The organism is Oribacterium asaccharolyticum ACB7 (assembly GCF_000238075.1).
Classification (GTDB): domain Bacteria; phylum Bacillota; class Clostridia; order Lachnospirales; family Lachnospiraceae; genus Oribacterium; species Oribacterium asaccharolyticum.
This window is the reverse complement of the sequence record NZ_JH414505.1, coordinates 133,082-149,341: the sequence shown is the minus strand read 5'-3', so window position 1 is coordinate 149,341 and position 16,260 is coordinate 133,082. Positions and strand designations below refer to the sequence as shown.

Annotated in this window: 10 protein-coding genes; 3 read left to right on the top strand and 7 right to left on the bottom strand. The window is 44.5% G+C overall.

The genetic code is table 11. The features are described 5' to 3' along the window. The first annotated feature begins 47 nt into the window (after positions 1-47). Positions 48-6,359: a Spy0128 family protein gene (locus HMPREF9624_RS05725; protein WP_009536929.1), complete on the top strand. Its 6,312-nt coding sequence runs from the start codon at positions 48-50 to the stop codon at positions 6,357-6,359. A 158-nt stretch (positions 6,360-6,517) separates the two neighbouring features. Here the strand turns inward: HMPREF9624_RS05725 and HMPREF9624_RS05720 are convergent, their stop codons facing one another. From HMPREF9624_RS05720 to HMPREF9624_RS05705, 4 genes are all read right to left on the bottom strand, one after another. Beyond that, a complete protein-coding gene (locus HMPREF9624_RS05720; RefSeq protein WP_009536928.1) occupies positions 6,518-6,889 on the bottom strand; it encodes a hypothetical protein in 372 nt (123 codons plus the stop codon). After that, a complete protein-coding gene (locus HMPREF9624_RS05715) occupies positions 6,886-8,010 on the bottom strand; it encodes a phosphodiester glycosidase family protein (protein WP_009536927.1) in 1,125 nt (374 codons plus the stop codon). The genes HMPREF9624_RS05720 and HMPREF9624_RS05715 overlap by 4 nt, the downstream gene beginning before the upstream one ends. A 132-nt stretch (positions 8,011-8,142) precedes the next feature. Beyond that, positions 8,143-9,234, bottom strand: a complete 1,092-nt coding sequence (locus HMPREF9624_RS05710; protein WP_009536926.1) for a bifunctional glycosyltransferase family 2/GtrA family protein — start codon at positions 9,232-9,234, stop codon at positions 8,143-8,145. Between the two features lie 23 nt (positions 9,235-9,257). Continuing rightward, positions 9,258-11,321: a carbohydrate-binding domain-containing protein gene (locus HMPREF9624_RS05705; RefSeq protein WP_036594978.1), complete on the bottom strand. Its 2,064-nt coding sequence runs from the start codon at positions 11,319-11,321 to the stop codon at positions 9,258-9,260. A gap of 307 nt (positions 11,322-11,628) precedes the next feature. Between HMPREF9624_RS05705 and HMPREF9624_RS05700 the strand changes: the two genes are divergently transcribed. Next, on the top strand, positions 11,629-12,732 hold the full coding sequence (locus HMPREF9624_RS05700) for a Fic family protein (RefSeq protein ID WP_009536924.1): 1,104 nt from the start codon (positions 11,629-11,631) through the stop codon (positions 12,730-12,732). A gap of 176 nt (positions 12,733-12,908) precedes the next feature. Further along, on the top strand, positions 12,909-13,322 hold the full coding sequence (locus HMPREF9624_RS05695; RefSeq protein WP_009536923.1) for an AEC family transporter: 414 nt from the start codon (positions 12,909-12,911) through the stop codon (positions 13,320-13,322). On the opposite strand, the gene HMPREF9624_RS05690 is transcribed toward HMPREF9624_RS05695, so the two are convergent. From HMPREF9624_RS05690 to HMPREF9624_RS05680, 3 genes are all read right to left on the bottom strand, one after another. Next, the gene (locus HMPREF9624_RS05690; protein WP_009536922.1) at positions 13,300-14,679 is read right to left on the bottom strand and encodes an ABC transporter ATP-binding protein; all 1,380 of its coding nucleotides are present in this window, start codon (positions 14,677-14,679) and stop codon (positions 13,300-13,302) included. The genes HMPREF9624_RS05695 and HMPREF9624_RS05690 overlap by 23 nt on opposite strands. Positions 14,680-14,832: 153 nt before the next feature. Beyond that, positions 14,833-15,567: an energy-coupling factor transporter transmembrane component T family protein gene (locus HMPREF9624_RS05685; protein ID WP_009536921.1), complete on the bottom strand. Its 735-nt coding sequence runs from the start codon at positions 15,565-15,567 to the stop codon at positions 14,833-14,835. A 92-nt stretch (positions 15,568-15,659) separates the two neighbouring features. Further along, positions 15,660-16,244, bottom strand: a complete 585-nt coding sequence (locus HMPREF9624_RS05680) for an MptD family putative ECF transporter S component (RefSeq protein ID WP_009428968.1) — start codon at positions 16,242-16,244, stop codon at positions 15,660-15,662. Positions 16,245-16,260: the final 16 nt, after the last annotated feature.

Below are 16,260 nucleotides of genomic sequence, written 5' to 3'. Positions count from 1 at the left end.
TCAATGTTTACCAAGGTAAACAAGGCGAGGGAAAGCAGAGGAGTAAAATGATGAAGGAAAGAGAGAAAACTACCCTTTCCGGGAACGGTTTGTCACGCGGCCGTGTAAAAAGAAAGCATTTTGCAAAGAGGGGAATGGCATATTTCCTTACTTTTTTGATGCTTATGGGAAGCGTTCAAACTGTAACCTATGCAGAGGAAAATGCAAAAGAAATCGCAGGTCATCTGGATCTTGGCGAAGAGAAGCCGTCTTTGGAAGAGACGGAGGCTTTAGTCAAGACGGAAGAAAGAACGGATCGACCTGAAGAAGCGGTCACATCCGAAATGACAGTCTCATCGGACACGACAGGAGAGTCGGAAGAGGGATCTTCTTTAGAGGAGACAGGCGGAAAGGACAAGACCGAGCTCTCTTCGTCGGAAGGCGGGAATGAGGCTATAGGATCCGAAGATAAGAAGGAAGATTCTTCGGAACAAAAATCCGAGGAAGAGCTTAGCGAAGAAGAGAAGGCCAAGCTTTTTGAAGAGGAGAAAAAGGAAGAAGAGAAGGCGGAATACCTGGAAGCCTCTTCTTTTAGTGCACAAGCCGGAGAGGATCTTACTGTAACGGCGTCTTTTCCTGACGGCACTTTCTTTGAGGGCACCTATATGAAGGTGGAACCTGTGAAAGAGGAAGAAAAGATAGAGGAAGCAAAGAAAGCGTTGGAAAAGGAGTTCCAAAAGGAAGATCCTGATGCAGAGTCGGAGATAGAAGTCTTAGAGTCTGTGGATATTTCCTTTTACCGCGAAATAAACGGAGAAGTCAAGGAAGTACAACCTAAGAATGGAAAGAAGGTGGAAATCTCCCTTCAAAAAACGGAAAAGATTAAGGAAGCACTGAGCGGAATGGAAGCGGAGCAGGATCTTTCCGCTCCGGAAGAGCTGAAGATTGTACACCTCTCCGAGGAGCATCCGACAGAGATTCTCCCTGTTAAGGAAGAAGGAGAGAAGCTGCTTTTTTCAGCGAAGCATTTTAGTACCTTCACTATTATGGGAAGAAGGGGAAAAAGAGATTTAAGTCAGGCCGGACACGAATTAAAGGCCTTTTGGAAGGAAGCGCCTGACCCCAATGCGGGAACAAATAGGGCAAGTTCAGGACACAGTTATACGGATGGAAGCAATGGGGAGATGCGTAAGCAAACAGAACTAAGCATTATTCCCCCGGAAAATAATTCCAATGCCGTGAATACAACTACTTTAGGGGTTGAGCTTACCTTAAAGGGAGATAAAAACACGGTCTATAATAAGGGAACGGTAAATCTGTATATTCCCGCCCGTATCTTCAAGGGCTGGGAAGACGGTCATAGTGACAATCCAAGTCAAGATGATTATTTTAAGAAGAATAAAATCACTGTCTCTGCAGACAGAGTGAATTGGGTATACAAGGAATTACCCGGAATCATTCACGGCCTTCCCGAGTATCCGGCAACAAATGCACAAAGCAGCTTTAACTATGAAGTTGTGCCGAAGACGGTGGACGGCAAGACGGAGCCATACCTTCATTTAACAAACTATAATGATCTTAGCGGAGGTGTTCTGTTTAAGGCGGATATCGGCTACAACATGACGCCCAGTATGCTGAAAGTGGAAGATCGGATAGTGAACGGCGCGCCTAAGGGAGTGTATGAGTACAAGTTCCCTGTGAGCCTGGAAATCACGGAAAACGGCAATACTGTCGATTCCAAGAGCCAGGATATGTCTGTTCATGTGGAAACCGAGGTCAAAGAGACAAAAGTAACGCTTAAGCCCGGTACTGCGGATGTGAACGGCGGTGTTTTCTTTAACTGGGATCCTACTTGGGGAGCACCCCCTGCCGTAGGAGATCCTAAGGACTATTTTTATGCTGTATGGTATGTGAGAGTGGACAGAGCAAGAGGAAGCTCTCAGCCTTTCAAATATAAGTTCGCCCTGGATCCGACATTGACGGAGCAGGAAACTGCCGGTGGGGAACTGGTAGGCGCCAAAAAGATGCCCATGGATTATAGAAAGGATTATTATTTCTATAATGAGGATGGAGGCAATAATATTGAGGTTTATGCACAGAACGGCTATAAGGACATTGCCAAATATATGGATGGAACGGACCCGGATCCCAATGGAAATGACAGATACCTTGTAAATCCTATAGGAAAGGAACAAGTGGGAATTTCCAAAGACCCAAGCCTGTATAGACTTCCGGACAATGAACCTTACTTAACGGGACACAATTATGCCCCTTCGGGAAAGTACAATTCACAGCTCTATGCCTTACTGTTTAGATATCCTTATTCGAAAATGAAGCAAGTAACGGACCTCTACGATAAAGGCATGAAGATTACGAACCGAATAAATGTTACTGAGACTTGGGCGGATGGCCACGAAAGACCATTCAATGTAAGACCGGATGAGGATATGGTGATTTATCCCCGTCCGGGCGGAGGAGGAAAGTTCTCCTTTAATAAGTATGGGGTAGATCTGAGACAGAATTATCTGGATATCTTCGGTTTACAAACCATCTATAAGGACGGCACTCCGGCACCTTTACGGTACGGAAACCGGACGAAGAGCTTTACCTTATCCGCTGAGTACAATGCCAAAAATGAAAATGTAGTCATGGATCCGGGAGGTACGAATTACAGCACCACGAAAAATGATTCGCAAACACCGTTCGGCTCAGGCGTTACCCTTACAGACGGAAAGTACTTTCTCTTATCCTCTAAGATAAAGTATCCAAGTACCTTGAACGGAAAGTATGTAAATAGCAATCCTGCCAATCCGGATCTGGCAGGTCTGGACAACAATACCAATACCACGGACGATGTATATCGCGGGGATAAGTACACACTGAAGGATAAAGACTATTACTACAGCAGCATTTATTTAGACGGTATGAAAGTCTATGATGTAGAAAAGGTCGATACGACAGCCAGTCAGGGACTCGTTTCCTTTAACCAGAAGTCCACCTTGAGAGAGCGGAAGGATAATTACCCGCCGGTAGAGATATGGTTGAGAAAACAAGGAGCCGGGGAAGGGGATTTCTTTAAGTACGGAGAATTGTATTATGACAATTCGGGGCTCTTGCGTTTTAGACCGGAGGCGGGTTATGAAAACTGGACGACCAGTACGAATGACAGCACCAGGCCAATCGATGCGAACAACCAGCTTTCCTTAGTGAATGAGAGATTTGGAGTGCCGATAGTCGGATTAAAGCTTATCCAGAATTCTCCTTACTACAGAACGGGCTTTGATGCAAGTTATACTATGCAAATCACTCCGACTCCGGAGATGCAGAATGCCATTTCGGAGACTATGGCCAGAACGGATGACTATAATATCAGCTTCCTTGCCGGTGCCGCGACTGCGGAGGGAAGGCAATATGGAGATCCGAAGCCCCAAAGACTTCGTATTGGACAGTACTGGCCTCAAGTCGGCTATGCCTTAACGCCCTTGCAGATTAACTCCGTGATGTACAAGAGCAGTGCAAATTTTGTGGATCATCCGGAGAAAAGTGCACAAAGTATGACCGTGTATTTAGAAGGGTCGAACATGGGAAATTTGCCGACCAGCTTACAGGGACCGGAATACACGAAGAAGTATATGTTGAAAAAGGGGACAATCTATGATCTTCTTCCTGCCGGTACATCCGTAGAGGAAGATAGCATCAAGGTATCGGGGTGGCTTGGCGGCTGGGATTTGGATAATTCTTCCGAAAAGCTGACAAAGAATGATGATTATACCGTTCGTTTTGAGGATAACTGGGAAGGCTCCAAACAGACGATGATGATCATCGATTTCACCATCCCGGAAGGACTGCAGTCTTGGAGCTCTTACCATAACCGTAGCGGTTGGAAGGTCATGTATACCCTTTGGAATCCTTACACGAATATAGTGGATCGAGGAAGGTCGGTTAAGAACACGCTGGGCTTTATCAATAAAGACAAGAATACGGTCTGGAACGGAAACTACATTTCGGAGGAGAGAGGCAAGAATCCGGGTGTAGAGAAATTGACATTCTATAAAGACATCAAAGAAAAAGCGGCAGAAGAGAACCCTCGGTTCACGACTTCCGTAATTGACAGAGTGATGCCTTTCGGTCCGGTAACCGTATTGGAGGCGGCTTTCACCAATGGTGTATCTACCGCTATTGATCCCAGCTTCCTTTCAGACAATGTCAGCTATATGGGAGATCCCTATAGCCATCGTCTCCTGTATCAGGCCCAGGCAACTACCAGAACCACGGATATTGTACTTTTTGATGTTCTGGGAGATACGGAGGAAAGAAACGGAGATTTTAACGGTGTAGATATAAGTTCCATGCTGACTAAACCCAGCTATGATAAAACGAATCCTAATAATACGGATACGCTACTTCCTAAGGTGTACTATGCGACTGTAGTGCCAAGCAAAGAGCAGATGGATGTCTCTAACCCAATCTGGCACGTATGGAACTATGGGAATGAAAGTGCGAATACCGTGGATCGAAAGTTGATTAAGGCATTGGCATTTGATCTTCGGAAAACGGTGAACGGGAAGAACTTTGTCCTGGATCAACAGGGGCTGTTGCTGGCAAAAATCAATATGGTTGCTTCAACGGACAAGAGTAAGGTTGACCCGGAAGTGAAAGTGAACAACAATAAGGCGTACATGTACAGCACTCAGTTTAAGGGAGCAGATGTACCGCTAAGCTCAATTCCGGATGTTCAAACGTCCATAAGCAGTCATCGTTTAGTAAAACCGCTCATTTTCGATTTGCCGGTAAGAAAGGATTATGACTTTAAGGAAGGAAGCTCGCCTCCCTCCATTAAAGAGTGGTTTACTTTCGAATTGGCGAGAGTGGATGGAGAGCCGGTGTTAAACGAAGACGGAACTTCTGTTGCTGCAATGAAGAATCCGGATGATCATGGCGGATTGATGGTATTTGAAAAGCTTCGACTATTGAAGCCGGGAACGTATACCTTCAAAGTCAAAGAAAAGGGAAAGAATAAAGCGGCGGCTGCCGGCGTGGAGAGCCAGGATATGGGAGATAAGTTTGTTACGATTACCGTGACGGACCCGGATCACAAGAAACTGGTATCAGACTTAAAATACACGAAGGACAAACCTCTTACCTTTAAAAATATCTATGTGGTCGGCGCCTTGAATATGGAGCTTAAGGTGAATAAAATTCTTACCGCGGCTCCGGGATTGAAGAAACCGGATATCAGTAATGCTTTTTCCTTTACTTTAGAAAGAGTAAGAAAAGACGGATCTCCACTTCCGCCCATGCCTGCAGGAGCCGGAACAGAAGACAGCATGACGCTGACGAATCCCGATAAGGATGGAGGAGAGATAAACTTCGGCAGCATTACGATAGAGAACCAGGGGGTATATGAGTACATTGTCAAAGAAAGCGGATTCTTCCATGGCGTGGTAAATGATCCTCAGTCGGAAAAAAGAATCAAAATTTCTGTAAAAGATATAGGTGTAGGAAAACTCTTTGCCTTGGTAACCGGAGATGAGCCGGAATTCACCAATACTTTTGAACCGATTTCGAATGAGGAACGAATTGAGTTGGAAAAGAAGGTATCCGGAGCAAGTCCTGCAACGCCTGCCCTGTTCCGTTTCACTTTGCGCCCTGAAGAGACCGGTGGACAGCCTATGCCGATAGGCAGCTCGGCAGACAGCAGTACGATAGAACTGGCGGGAGAGGGGCACACTGATTTTGCACCGATTACCTTTACCAAGCCCGGTGTATTCCATTACACCGTTGAGGAGGTAAATGACGGGATAGCAGGATATACCTATGATCCTTCCGTATATACGCTTAGCTTCACCGTAACGCAGAGCGAGGATGATATTTACAATCTGATTGTGGATCGAAAGATTTATAAGGACGGTGTAGAGGTAGAAAGCATAGTCTTTCATAACCAATACAAGTCGAATTCCGGTGGCGGTGGGGGAGGAAATCCTCCGAAGCCGATTCCGGTAGGGCCAGTAACACCGGGCGGCCCCGGAGAGAAGCCGCAGGAGCCTGAAAAACCGACTGTACCGGATGTGCCGGAGGAGCCGACACCGACTCCCGGTGAAAATGTTCCGCCTACTCCTACAATTCCGGAGAGAATCCGAGAGATTGAAAAGCGAATCGGAGAAATTCTTGGAGAAGGTCGTAAGCGTCCTTTGACGGAAGCGGAAAAGAAGGAGTTGAAACGTCTGGGAGAGGTTTTAGGCGCTCTTCGAAAAGAACAGTCCCGAAAGGTGAATACAGCGGATGCATCGCATATGATTTGGTATGCTTTTGCCTCCATGATCAGTTGCTTCTGTCTTGCTCTTTACTATCTTGTGGATAGAAAAAAGAGAAGAAGATAAGGACAAGATGTCTCAGGCTTCGCCTGTGCCACTTGTTATAAACGAGATAGTGCACGCTATGCGAGCGATACTCGTTATGAATTAAAAAGCGAGAGATTCGGCTTTTGCCGAATCTCTCGTTTTTTGTATCCGCTGCAGAAAGTAAAATGTGAATGCCTCTAGGCCGTGCCGAGCGAAATCGCTCTTTTCTTTGTGCATATCATAAAGATTGCTGCGATACAAAGTCCGGCACCGAGGAAAAGGTAGGGGAATTCAAAGTAGCCGTTTGTTCCGTATATTTCGAGTATGCCTTTATAAATAGAGCCTACAGTAAGTGTTGCGATTCCGCATTTCCATAGGAAACGGGAATTTGTCGGGAGAGCTTTCTTAAGACTATGCAATAGGAAACTTGGCACAGAGAGCCCCAGGAAGGGAATTAAAAAGGCGTAAAGCATATAGTTTGAGTATACGCCATGGGAGAAATACTCGTATATTTGAGAAAAAACAAAGACAAATACAGAAAGGAATAAATACCGGATTGTCTTTTTCATGACTGCTTACCTCCTATATAAAGAATGTCGCTGACGGCTCTTTCCTCACTGGAATGCCCGTTGGTAGTTGGGGTATTGATTATTTTACCCTTAAAGACCATGGTGGAGGATCCGCCGCCATCCAGATTATAGGCATCGACAACCCCCAGATTCTTCATAAAGCTTGCCAGCTCATAGAGACTGAGTCCTGCGCTTTCACTTGTTCTTCCGTCCGAAACCACAAAGACATAGTGGTTCTTTCCGAGATAGCCGATCGCGGTTCTCGGGTTACTGGCCATAGCCATGCCGACTTCCTCATTTTCCGTAACGGAAATACTGCCGTCTTGTAAGAGCACCGGACCGAAGGAAAATACCTGCAAGGCTCCATTTTCAAGAAGAGTTTCTGCTGAAGTCTCACCTTCCGTTACAAATCTAAATTCTCCGTTTTTCATAATGGCAAGGGCGTCCCTGTTTCCGGAACTGTTTCGATATAGACTTCCGTTACGAATGACATAGCCGCTTTGTCTTGCCCCGTAGTAGTCTCCGTTAATGGCAAGAATAGCGTTGTTCTCACTTGCCATGTCAGAGGTGGTATCCGTGATATTTCTACCGTAGGTATTACTTGCGAGAGCAGTTTTTAAATAGGAAACATCCGATACCGTAACATCTGCAACATAAATTGCGCTGTCGTACTCCCGGTATTCCTTAAGTGTTATGGAAACATTGCTGTCGGAATAGCTTCCGATTACGGTTCCGCCTTCCACGGTGGAGGAAGCGGTAAGGTTTGTGCTGCCTCCGGTATTGGCGCTATTCTCGGAGGTATCATTTGCTTCGGAGCTGCTTACTGCGCTTCCCGAACTGTTTTCAGCTTCGCTTGTGCTTTGTCCCGTGCTATAGCTGCTATTTCCGTTTGTATTTTCCGTAAGAGAAGTCTCGGCGGATTCGGAAAGGCCCAGCTTTTCGTTAATTTTAGCTTCGATACTTTCCTTTATCCCGCTTGTTGCCTCGATGTTCGCACTCTCTGCCAGGACTGTCTTCATCGGATGCGGGATGACAAAGGTATCGAGGAGTGCATAGCTTGTATAGGAAAATAAGACCAGACCATAGAGCAGGCCGGCTTTTTTTGTATTCAGTCTTTTCAATGGATTTCTCCCTTCTTTATGGTGAACATTACGGGGTAATGTTTGTTTTCTAAGTGTTGCCTGTACTTTATGCGGTGTATTCGTGTGTGTGGGCCGTTTCACGCGGTGTATTCTCAGTACGTCGTCTGTGCTTCACGCTGTGTATTCATTGCGAAAAGGTATATTTTCATTGTGAAACGGTGCATTTTCCTGTTTGGAAAAAATGAGGTGCTTCTGTACAAAGTAGGACAGGATAAATAAGAGAATTTCGGTGATGATTTTTGCCAGGTAGGCGTTCACGCCGAGGACCTCTACGACAGCACTTAAGAGCAGAGTGTTCATGGCAAAGAGAGATAGGGCAAGTCCCAGGTAGGAGAGGTATTCTTTTAAATGCTCTCTCTTTGTGCTTTCGGAAGCATTTTGGAAAACATAGTTTTGATTCATAAAAAAGTTGCAGTGTAAGGAAATGAGTCGGGCAAAAGCATTTGAAAAAAGGATGCTTCCGATTAGGGACAAGCTCAAGGTATAGAGCAGAAAGTCGATACAGAAGGAGAGCAGGGAGCTTGAGATAAACTTCAAAATCTGGCTGTAAATCCGGACGGAATCCTTCACGGTATCAAAGTGACTTTCTTCATTGTCGTTAATGTAAATGGTTTCAATAGGATATTCTCGAATAGGAATTCCCTCCTTTGTAAAGTCTAAAAGCATATTCATCTCGTACTCGTAGCGATTTCCCTGAATTTTGAGAAGCTTCGGAATCAGTTGCTTTGAGAAGGCTCGCATTCCGGTCTGGGTGTCCTCTACCTTTACACCGGTGGTGAGAGAAAATACCTTTTTTGTAATGTAATTTCCGATTCGGGAACGGAGCGGAGAGTCCTTGGACTGTGCCCTGGATCCGAGAAGAAGGCTTCCTTCATTCTCGAGAGACTTCTGTAAGAGGAAGAGAGCATCCTGTATGGAATGCTGCCCGTCCGCATCGAGGGTGATGACTTGAAAGTCATCGTTTACGGTATTTAGGTAGGAAAGCCCTGCTTTTAAGGCGGCGCCCTTCCCTTGATTTTTCTCGAGGTGAATTACTGTTGCAAGGCTCTGCTCCTGAATTTTATGGAAGAGGGGAAGATAGTCTTCCCCTGAGCCGTCATTCACCACTACTACCTCGAGGCCCCTTGTTTCCAGAGACTGTATAAAGGAAATCAAATTTTCGTTCGGTTTATAGGCCGGTATTAGGGCGAATTGTCTTTTCATGCTTTCTCCTTTCCGGGAAGCTCCTAATTGGTCGGTGTGCTTCCACTTGTAGCATCATTTGGTTTTGCTGCATTATTTGTATTCTGTTTTTGTGAGTTGGCTTCATTTTTGTTTGGCTTTGCACTTCCGGCATTGTTCGGCTTCTGTGGTTTATTATGTTGGGAATTTTTATTGCTGCTATTTTTGGACTTATTCTTTTTCTTGGAGCCGGAGTCGGGCATTTGACCGTTATTCTTGTTTGTCCCATGGCTGCCATTTTGTTCGTTGTTGCCCATCATTGGAGGCTGTCCCATGTCGTTTCCGCCATTTTGGCCGCGTCCGCCACGTTGACCCTGTCCACCCATAGGAGGTTGCCCCTGCATTCCGCCTTGACCGTTTTCACCCATGGGAGGCATTGGTGGGCGTCCCTGGTCATTACCGTCGTTCTGCCCGTTGTTGCCCATCATCGGGGGCTGACCCATACCATTTTGACCATTATTTTGGCCACGTCCGCCACGTTGACCCTGTCCACCCATAGGAGGCTGGCCCTGCATTCCGCCTTGACTGTTTTCACCCATGGGAGGCATTGGTGGGCGTCCCTGGTCATTACCGTAATTCTGCCCGTTGTTGCCCATCATCGGAGGCTGTCCCATGCCCATTCCCATACCGCCGTTTCCGATGGTATTGGTGGTGTCACTAATCGTTACGGATTCTTCATTGCTGCCGGCGCTCACTTTATAGGTCTTACCGTTTTCAAGTTCCGGACTGCTGTAAAGCACGGCATTGTAGCTCTGTGCGAGATTGCTTGCAGAGAAGAGTTCTTTTCCGGACTCATCACTGATTTTTATTGTGTCTCCGGCACTGCCGTTTCCGCTTAAATAGTAAACAATACTGTTCTGTGTGGTATTGTTTCCGTTAAAGCCCTGGAACATCCCGGAATTACCGCTGGCAAGGATGGTGCCGCCAGTCACGGTTGCCGTACCGTCATAGTCAATCGGGGCATTACCGCCGTCAGAGGGACCGTCTACAATAATGGTTCCGCCGGACACATTCAGGTCTCCGTTGGAATCGATACCGTCTCCACCCGGAACGATCTTGATCTTTCCGCCGGAGATATTGATGGCGTAATTTACGGTAGAACCGTCTTCGGACTCTCCGGCAGCATTGATGCCGTCATCCGTGGAAGAAATGGCAATGTCTCCGCCTTCCACATTTACGGTAATTCCTTCCAAACCCTCGTTGGAGTTCTTGATATTGATGGTGCCGTCCTTTACTGTCAGGGTATTATCCGCATGGAGCGCATCGTCTCCCGCATTGATGTCGATGGTTCCTTTTTCAACTGTGACATCACCCTTTGAGTGCAGTGCGTCCTCTACCGTTGTGATATCAAAGGAACCGTCCTTTACGGTAAGGAGCTTCTTCGCATTTAAACCGTGGTGAGAAGCAGTGATGGTGTAAGTTCCATTTTCAATGGTAAGATTGGTCTTACTGTGAATGGCATCTTCGTAACCACCCTCAACTGTGAGTTTTCCTTTTCCGGATATCGTGATATCGTTTTCACTGTAGATAGCTGCATCATAGGTTTCTTCGGAAGTATCGATCTTTGCGCTTTCATTAGAGTTACCATCTCCATTCTGTGCATTTGTACTTTCAGTAGAAGTATTTTCCTCTTCCGTATTGGCGGCTCTCTGATCGCTTACCGTATTTTCCGTATTTTCATTAAGGTAAATATTCAGATTCCCTGTTTCTCCGACAATCGGGGCGACTTTCGAGTTCGATAGGGAGAAATTATCGAAGATAAAGTTTACATTGCCGTCAGTTTTCAGTTTGATCTGTCCTTCACTGAGCTTTCCGCTAAACTGATAAGTTCCCGCTTCGTTGATGGTGATGGTTTTTCCGTCTGCTGTTGCGCCGTTGCCATTAATGGAAACCGTATCATTTTGAATGGTAATGACGGTTTTCTCGCCCTTGGTAATGGCTTCAGCATTAGAAAGGGTTGCGGCATTTGCATTCTGTCCGGATGCGCTGCAGGCATTTAAGGCCAGTACCATTCCGATTCCCAAAAGGGATAAGGCTACGTTTTTCTTGTTTTTAATATTCTTTTTCATAAGCTCCTCTTTTCGATTAAAGTTGTTCTCTGATTTTGGGGAAGGACTCATTTCCTTTCCTGCAACGAGAATACAAAGTGAAGCTGAAATGAAACTGAAAAATTTCGAGGAATTTGTGAAGATAATGTGAAAACGAAAAAGAGGATAGGAAAAAGAATTTTACTTAGAGAGGCATTTGATTATGTAAGTAAAAATAATGCTTTAAAATTTTACTTATAGCAAGTGTACTTATTCTAAGTAAAATAGATTTTACTTAGGGGGGGATATTTTGAAATTAGAAAATAATAGAGCATGACAATTAAAGAAAATGCAAAGTGATTATCAAGGCTTTGTTCCCCATAATCTAAAAGATATAAAGTTAAATATTGACAGCGAAATAAATGCTTTAGTCAATAAAGCATATTTACTATTAGGCAGATTGGACGGAATGGCCATTACATTACCGGATATTGATCTTTTTGTATCGATGTACGTACAAAAAGAGGCGGTTATAAGTTCTCAAATAGAGGGAACACAGGCATCTCTTGTTGATGTGTTGCAAAAGGATAAGGGAAAAGAAAAGATAAAAGATACGGAAGAAATTGTAAACTATATCAAAGCAACTCATTATGCATTTAAAAGACTCAATAAGATGCCGCTATGTATGAGACTGATAAGAGAAACACATGCTGTTCTCCTCTCTAATGTTAGAGGGGAAGAAAAGATGCCGGGTGAATTTAGAAGATCACAGAATTGGATTGGCCATGCGGGTTCAACTTTAAAAGATGCAAGTTTTATTCCACCGGCACCGGACGAGATGGATATTTGCTTAGGTGATTTAGAAAGATATATACATGAAGATAGTACTATTTCAAATTTAATAAAGATAGCTCTAATTCACTATCAATTTGAAACAATACACCCATTTTTAGACGGTAATGGAAGAATGGGCAGGTTGCTGATTATATTATATTTAAGAGAGCAAGGTTTGATTGAATACCCTGTTCTGTATTTGAGTTATTTTTTTAAGAAAAATAGAAACAGGTACTATGAACTCCTTAATAACATTCGTATTAAAGGAGAATTTGAAGAATGGATTAAATTTTTTATAGATGGAATTTGTGAAATATCGGAAGATGCAATTACATCAATTCAAAAGATTGTTGAGCTGAAAAATACGGATATGAAAAAGATTCGTGAGCTTTCAGGTAGTAATATTTCCAATCTTCTTTTGATATATGATTATCTATTGCAACATCCTTTTTTAGAAGCGGAAGATATAAAAAATTTAGTAGGTGTCAGTAAACCGACTGCTAATAAGCTTTTAGAAAACTTAATGACTATAGAAATAGTGGAGCTTGTAGAAGATAAAAAAAGATATAGACAATATGTATATAAAAAATATGTAGATATTCTTTCAGAGGGAACATGAACTGCACAGCCTTCTTCATAACTTAAACCTAACAGAAAAAGTAAGCTGGGATTGGTTTATTTTACTCATTGCCAAAACGGGAATGCGTTTTTCGGAGGCACTTGCGATAACGCCGGCGGATTTTGACTTTTCTCATCAGATACTTTCTGTCAGTCAAACATGGAATTATAAGGCCGGTGGCGGTTTCTCTCCCGGCACCGATTTCCCTTGCCATCTCGGATTTAGGGAAAATGATTGGGCCTATCAGTATGTTGATTACCGGTATCGTTTTGGGTAGTATGTCTTTCAAAAAGATTTTATCTTATCGAAGAATCTATATGGTTACGGCTTTCCGTCTGCTTTTCTTTCCTTTTATCTACCTTTTGCTGATTTCTGTGCTCAGCAGGATAAACGGTTTTCTGGACAATCCCGTCCTTTTCCTCGTGAGCTTTTTAAGTGCCATGGCTCCAGCGGCCGCGAACGTTTCCCAGTTTGCCATCCTCTATGGAAAAGAAGAGGAGTATGCGAGCTGTATCAACATTTTCACGACCCTCTGTACTATCATTTCCATGCCGATTCTGGTGTATTTTAGCGGGGTGATTCTGAAGTAGGAGGGAATCTGAAATTTCCCGTTAAGCAATCTATTTCCACCACCTCATCCGCAACTTCCTGTAAAAAGGCATAGTCGTGAGACACAATGAAGAAGATTCGATCCTCATGAATGGTGGACTTTAAGAGACTAGCGATTCGAAGCATATTTTTCTGATCCATCCCGCTGGTAGGTTCATCAAAAAAGAAAAGCCTTGCCTCCTGATAGAGAGTTGCGGCAATGGCCAGACGTTGCTTCTGCCCGCCGGAAAGACTCATGGGATGGCGGTCCTTTAACGCGGAAAGTCCCAGTGCGCTGAGGAGTTCTTCTTTTGTCGCCTTACCACATTTTCCCAATTCCATCTCTTCTTCCACGGAGTCTCCGAACAATTGCTGATTCACGTCCTGCATAACCATCGCGGAAAGAGCAAGACGCTGTCTTTTTGTTAGCTCTTTTCCAAACAGGGAGAAATGACTTCCTCTTTCATTCTCCAAGCCGCTGAGTTTGCGAAGAAAGGTGGATTTGCCAATTCCGTTTTCTCCCACAATGCCGTAAATTTTTCCAAAGGAAAAAGAGGCACAGTTCTCTTCCTTATAATATCTTAGCGCTCCTTCATTTTTCCATTCCGGAAGAGAAAGGATCGGTTTCGTTCTTGCGCGAAGCCCCATGGCTTTGATATTTTCCTCCGGAAGTGCCAGAAAATCCTCCCGGGAAAATAACTTGCTGAGTATTCCCTTTTCTAAAAAGGCCACCCGGTCAACGAAGTCCATCAGATAGTAAAGGCGGTGTTCAGCCACAAGAATCGTCATCCCTTTTTCTTTCAGGGTCTGGAGCATGGTTTTTAGGACACCAATAGCGCCTTCATCCAGGTTGGAAGAGGGCTCGTCCAGAACAAGAAGGGGACAGCCGGAGAGGTAGGAGGAAGCAAGGGCAAGAATCTGTTTTTCTCCTCCGGATAAGGCGAAGATATTTCGCCCAAGCAGTTTTTTAATGGGGAAAATGGAGAGAAGATCTTCCATTCGCCTGTCCATTTCCGCTCGGTTCAGTCCCATATTTTCCATGGTAAAGAGCAATTCTCTTGTGGTGTTAATATTGAAAAAATGGGTTTTCGGATTTTGAAAAACGGTGGCAATTCGTAGGGCGATTTTGTAAATGGGAAGGGAAGACAAGTCTTCTCCCTGAAAAAGGACTTTCCCCCTGCTTTTTCCGTTGTAGTATTGATAAGCCAGACCGTTTACGGCATGAATCAGGGAGGATTTCCCGCTGCCGCTTTCTCCCGTAAGAAGCAGACATTCCCCCTCTTTTATCGTGAGGGAAATGTCCTGTAGCACCGGGGCACTCTCCCCGTAGGATAAAGAAAATTCTTCGAAAGAAAGCATAAAAACTCCTTTTTTATAATCTGGTTACCGTCTATTTTCCTTACGAGTTCCTTCCGTATCTAAACAGGATAAGGAAGGGGATGGATATTCCTCTTCGTTCCTTGATTGCACCGGGAAGAAATAGTGTAGTCACCGAATTCCCAAATAGTGTAGTCAGCGAACTCCAAAATAGCTTAATCCAAGTATCAGCAGGATTGAAAATAGAAAAACAGCGTCTACGATTTGCAGACGAACCGTATTGTAGCGCGTCTTTTTGACGGGATTCTCGATGCATTTGCACTCCGCCGCCTTCGCAATATCCTCCGCAATGTTCGCGGAAATGATGAGGAGCGGAATGGAAACATAGAGCAGATTCTGAATTGGGTTCCAAGTCTGAATTCCCCGAATCTTCATGGCTCGTTCAATGGCTTTTTTTTCTTCCGTGAAGGCGGGAAAAAAGCGGAACATCACGGCTATAGGGATGGAAATGCATTGGGGGATATGGAGGAAATCCATGGAGCTTAAGATGGCCCCCACATCCGAAGTTCGCATGAAAAAGCTTCCTGCAAGATAGGGTAAAAAAAGCAGACGAAAAATATAGAGAAAGGAAAACAGAATGCGTAAGGGGACCGGCATAAAATACTGCGCGGAATATCCCGGAATAAAGCAAAGCACGGCAAAAACAAGAGGGGCGAACAGCGCGATTCTTCGGAAGCCATTCAGAAAGAAGAAGACAGAGAAGAGAAGCACCACTGCCCATTCGCTGTAAAAGGGCAGATAGTGCATGATCGTGAAGCCTAAAAACAGTAAAACGAGAAGTTTCGTAATCGGGTTTGGATTAAAGGGATTCCGTTTTTCCGCCCAGGGTTTTTCTTTTATTGTCGATTTCAAAGAGTTTTTATCTTGCATTGTTCTGCTCCGTATGGTTCTATTTCGTATTGCTATACTCCGTTTTATTTTATTCCGTATGGCGCTACTCCCTATGGCTCTGCTCCGTGTTTCTATACAATTCCTGCTTTTTCAAAATGTTTTTTCAAAAGCTTTCTGCCGAGAAAGGCACCGAGAAGGCCAAAAAGGAAGGTGCAGACATAAACGATAGCCATATTTTGTACGCTAATCAGCTTTTCAATGGCATTTCCGTAATTCTCTCCCATTTCTTTGATAACCATCTCCATATAACGCTCTTTCAAAAGAAGCATTTGCAGAAGGGAATTGCAGGGCCAGAGACTAAAAATTGCATAGCTTAGCATCGTGGCAGAGCCGGACTGATAGTTTCCCATCCGCCGGATGCCTTCTGCAAGGAGGCAGAAGAGAAGGGAGAGGAGGGGCACCACAAAGGTATGTCCGAATAGGAACATGATACAGGGGGTAATCATGCCGAAAATGAGAAGCCCGAAGGGTTTATTCACCTTCGCCATAAAGAGCATGACGATAGGTCCGCCGATAAGCGCGTAGGCAGCAGGGTAGACAAGAAATAAAATCGGAATGACGCCCATCATCCCCACAGCAAACATACAGATAAAGTAAATCACGGCAAAAACGCCGATAGACACCAGGTCTTTAATGGTCAGTTTATTTCTATTCATAAGGCAAATCTCCTTT

Coding starts and splice junctions, on each gene's coding strand:
- HMPREF9624_RS05685 (WP_009536921.1), bottom strand. CDS start 15,567: ATGCAAGATAAAAACTCTTTGAAATCGACAATAAAAGAAAAACCCTGG.
- HMPREF9624_RS05705 (WP_036594978.1), bottom strand. CDS start 11,321: ATGAAAAAGAATATTAAAAACAAGAAAAACGTAGCCTTATCCCTTTTG.
- HMPREF9624_RS05680 (WP_009428968.1), bottom strand. CDS start 16,244: ATGAATAGAAATAAACTGACCATTAAAGACCTGGTGTCTATCGGCGTT.
- HMPREF9624_RS05725 (WP_009536929.1), top strand. CDS start 48: ATGATGAAGGAAAGAGAGAAAACTACCCTTTCCGGGAACGGTTTGTCA.
- HMPREF9624_RS05690 (WP_009536922.1), bottom strand. CDS start 14,679: ATGCTTTCTTTCGAAGAATTTTCTTTATCCTACGGGGAGAGTGCCCCG.
- HMPREF9624_RS05720 (WP_009536928.1), bottom strand. CDS start 6,889: ATGAAAAAGACAATCCGGTATTTATTCCTTTCTGTATTTGTCTTTGTT.
- HMPREF9624_RS05710 (WP_009536926.1), bottom strand. CDS start 9,234: ATGAAAAGACAATTCGCCCTAATACCGGCCTATAAACCGAACGAAAAT.
- HMPREF9624_RS05700 (WP_009536924.1), top strand. CDS start 11,629: ATGCAAAGTGATTATCAAGGCTTTGTTCCCCATAATCTAAAAGATATA.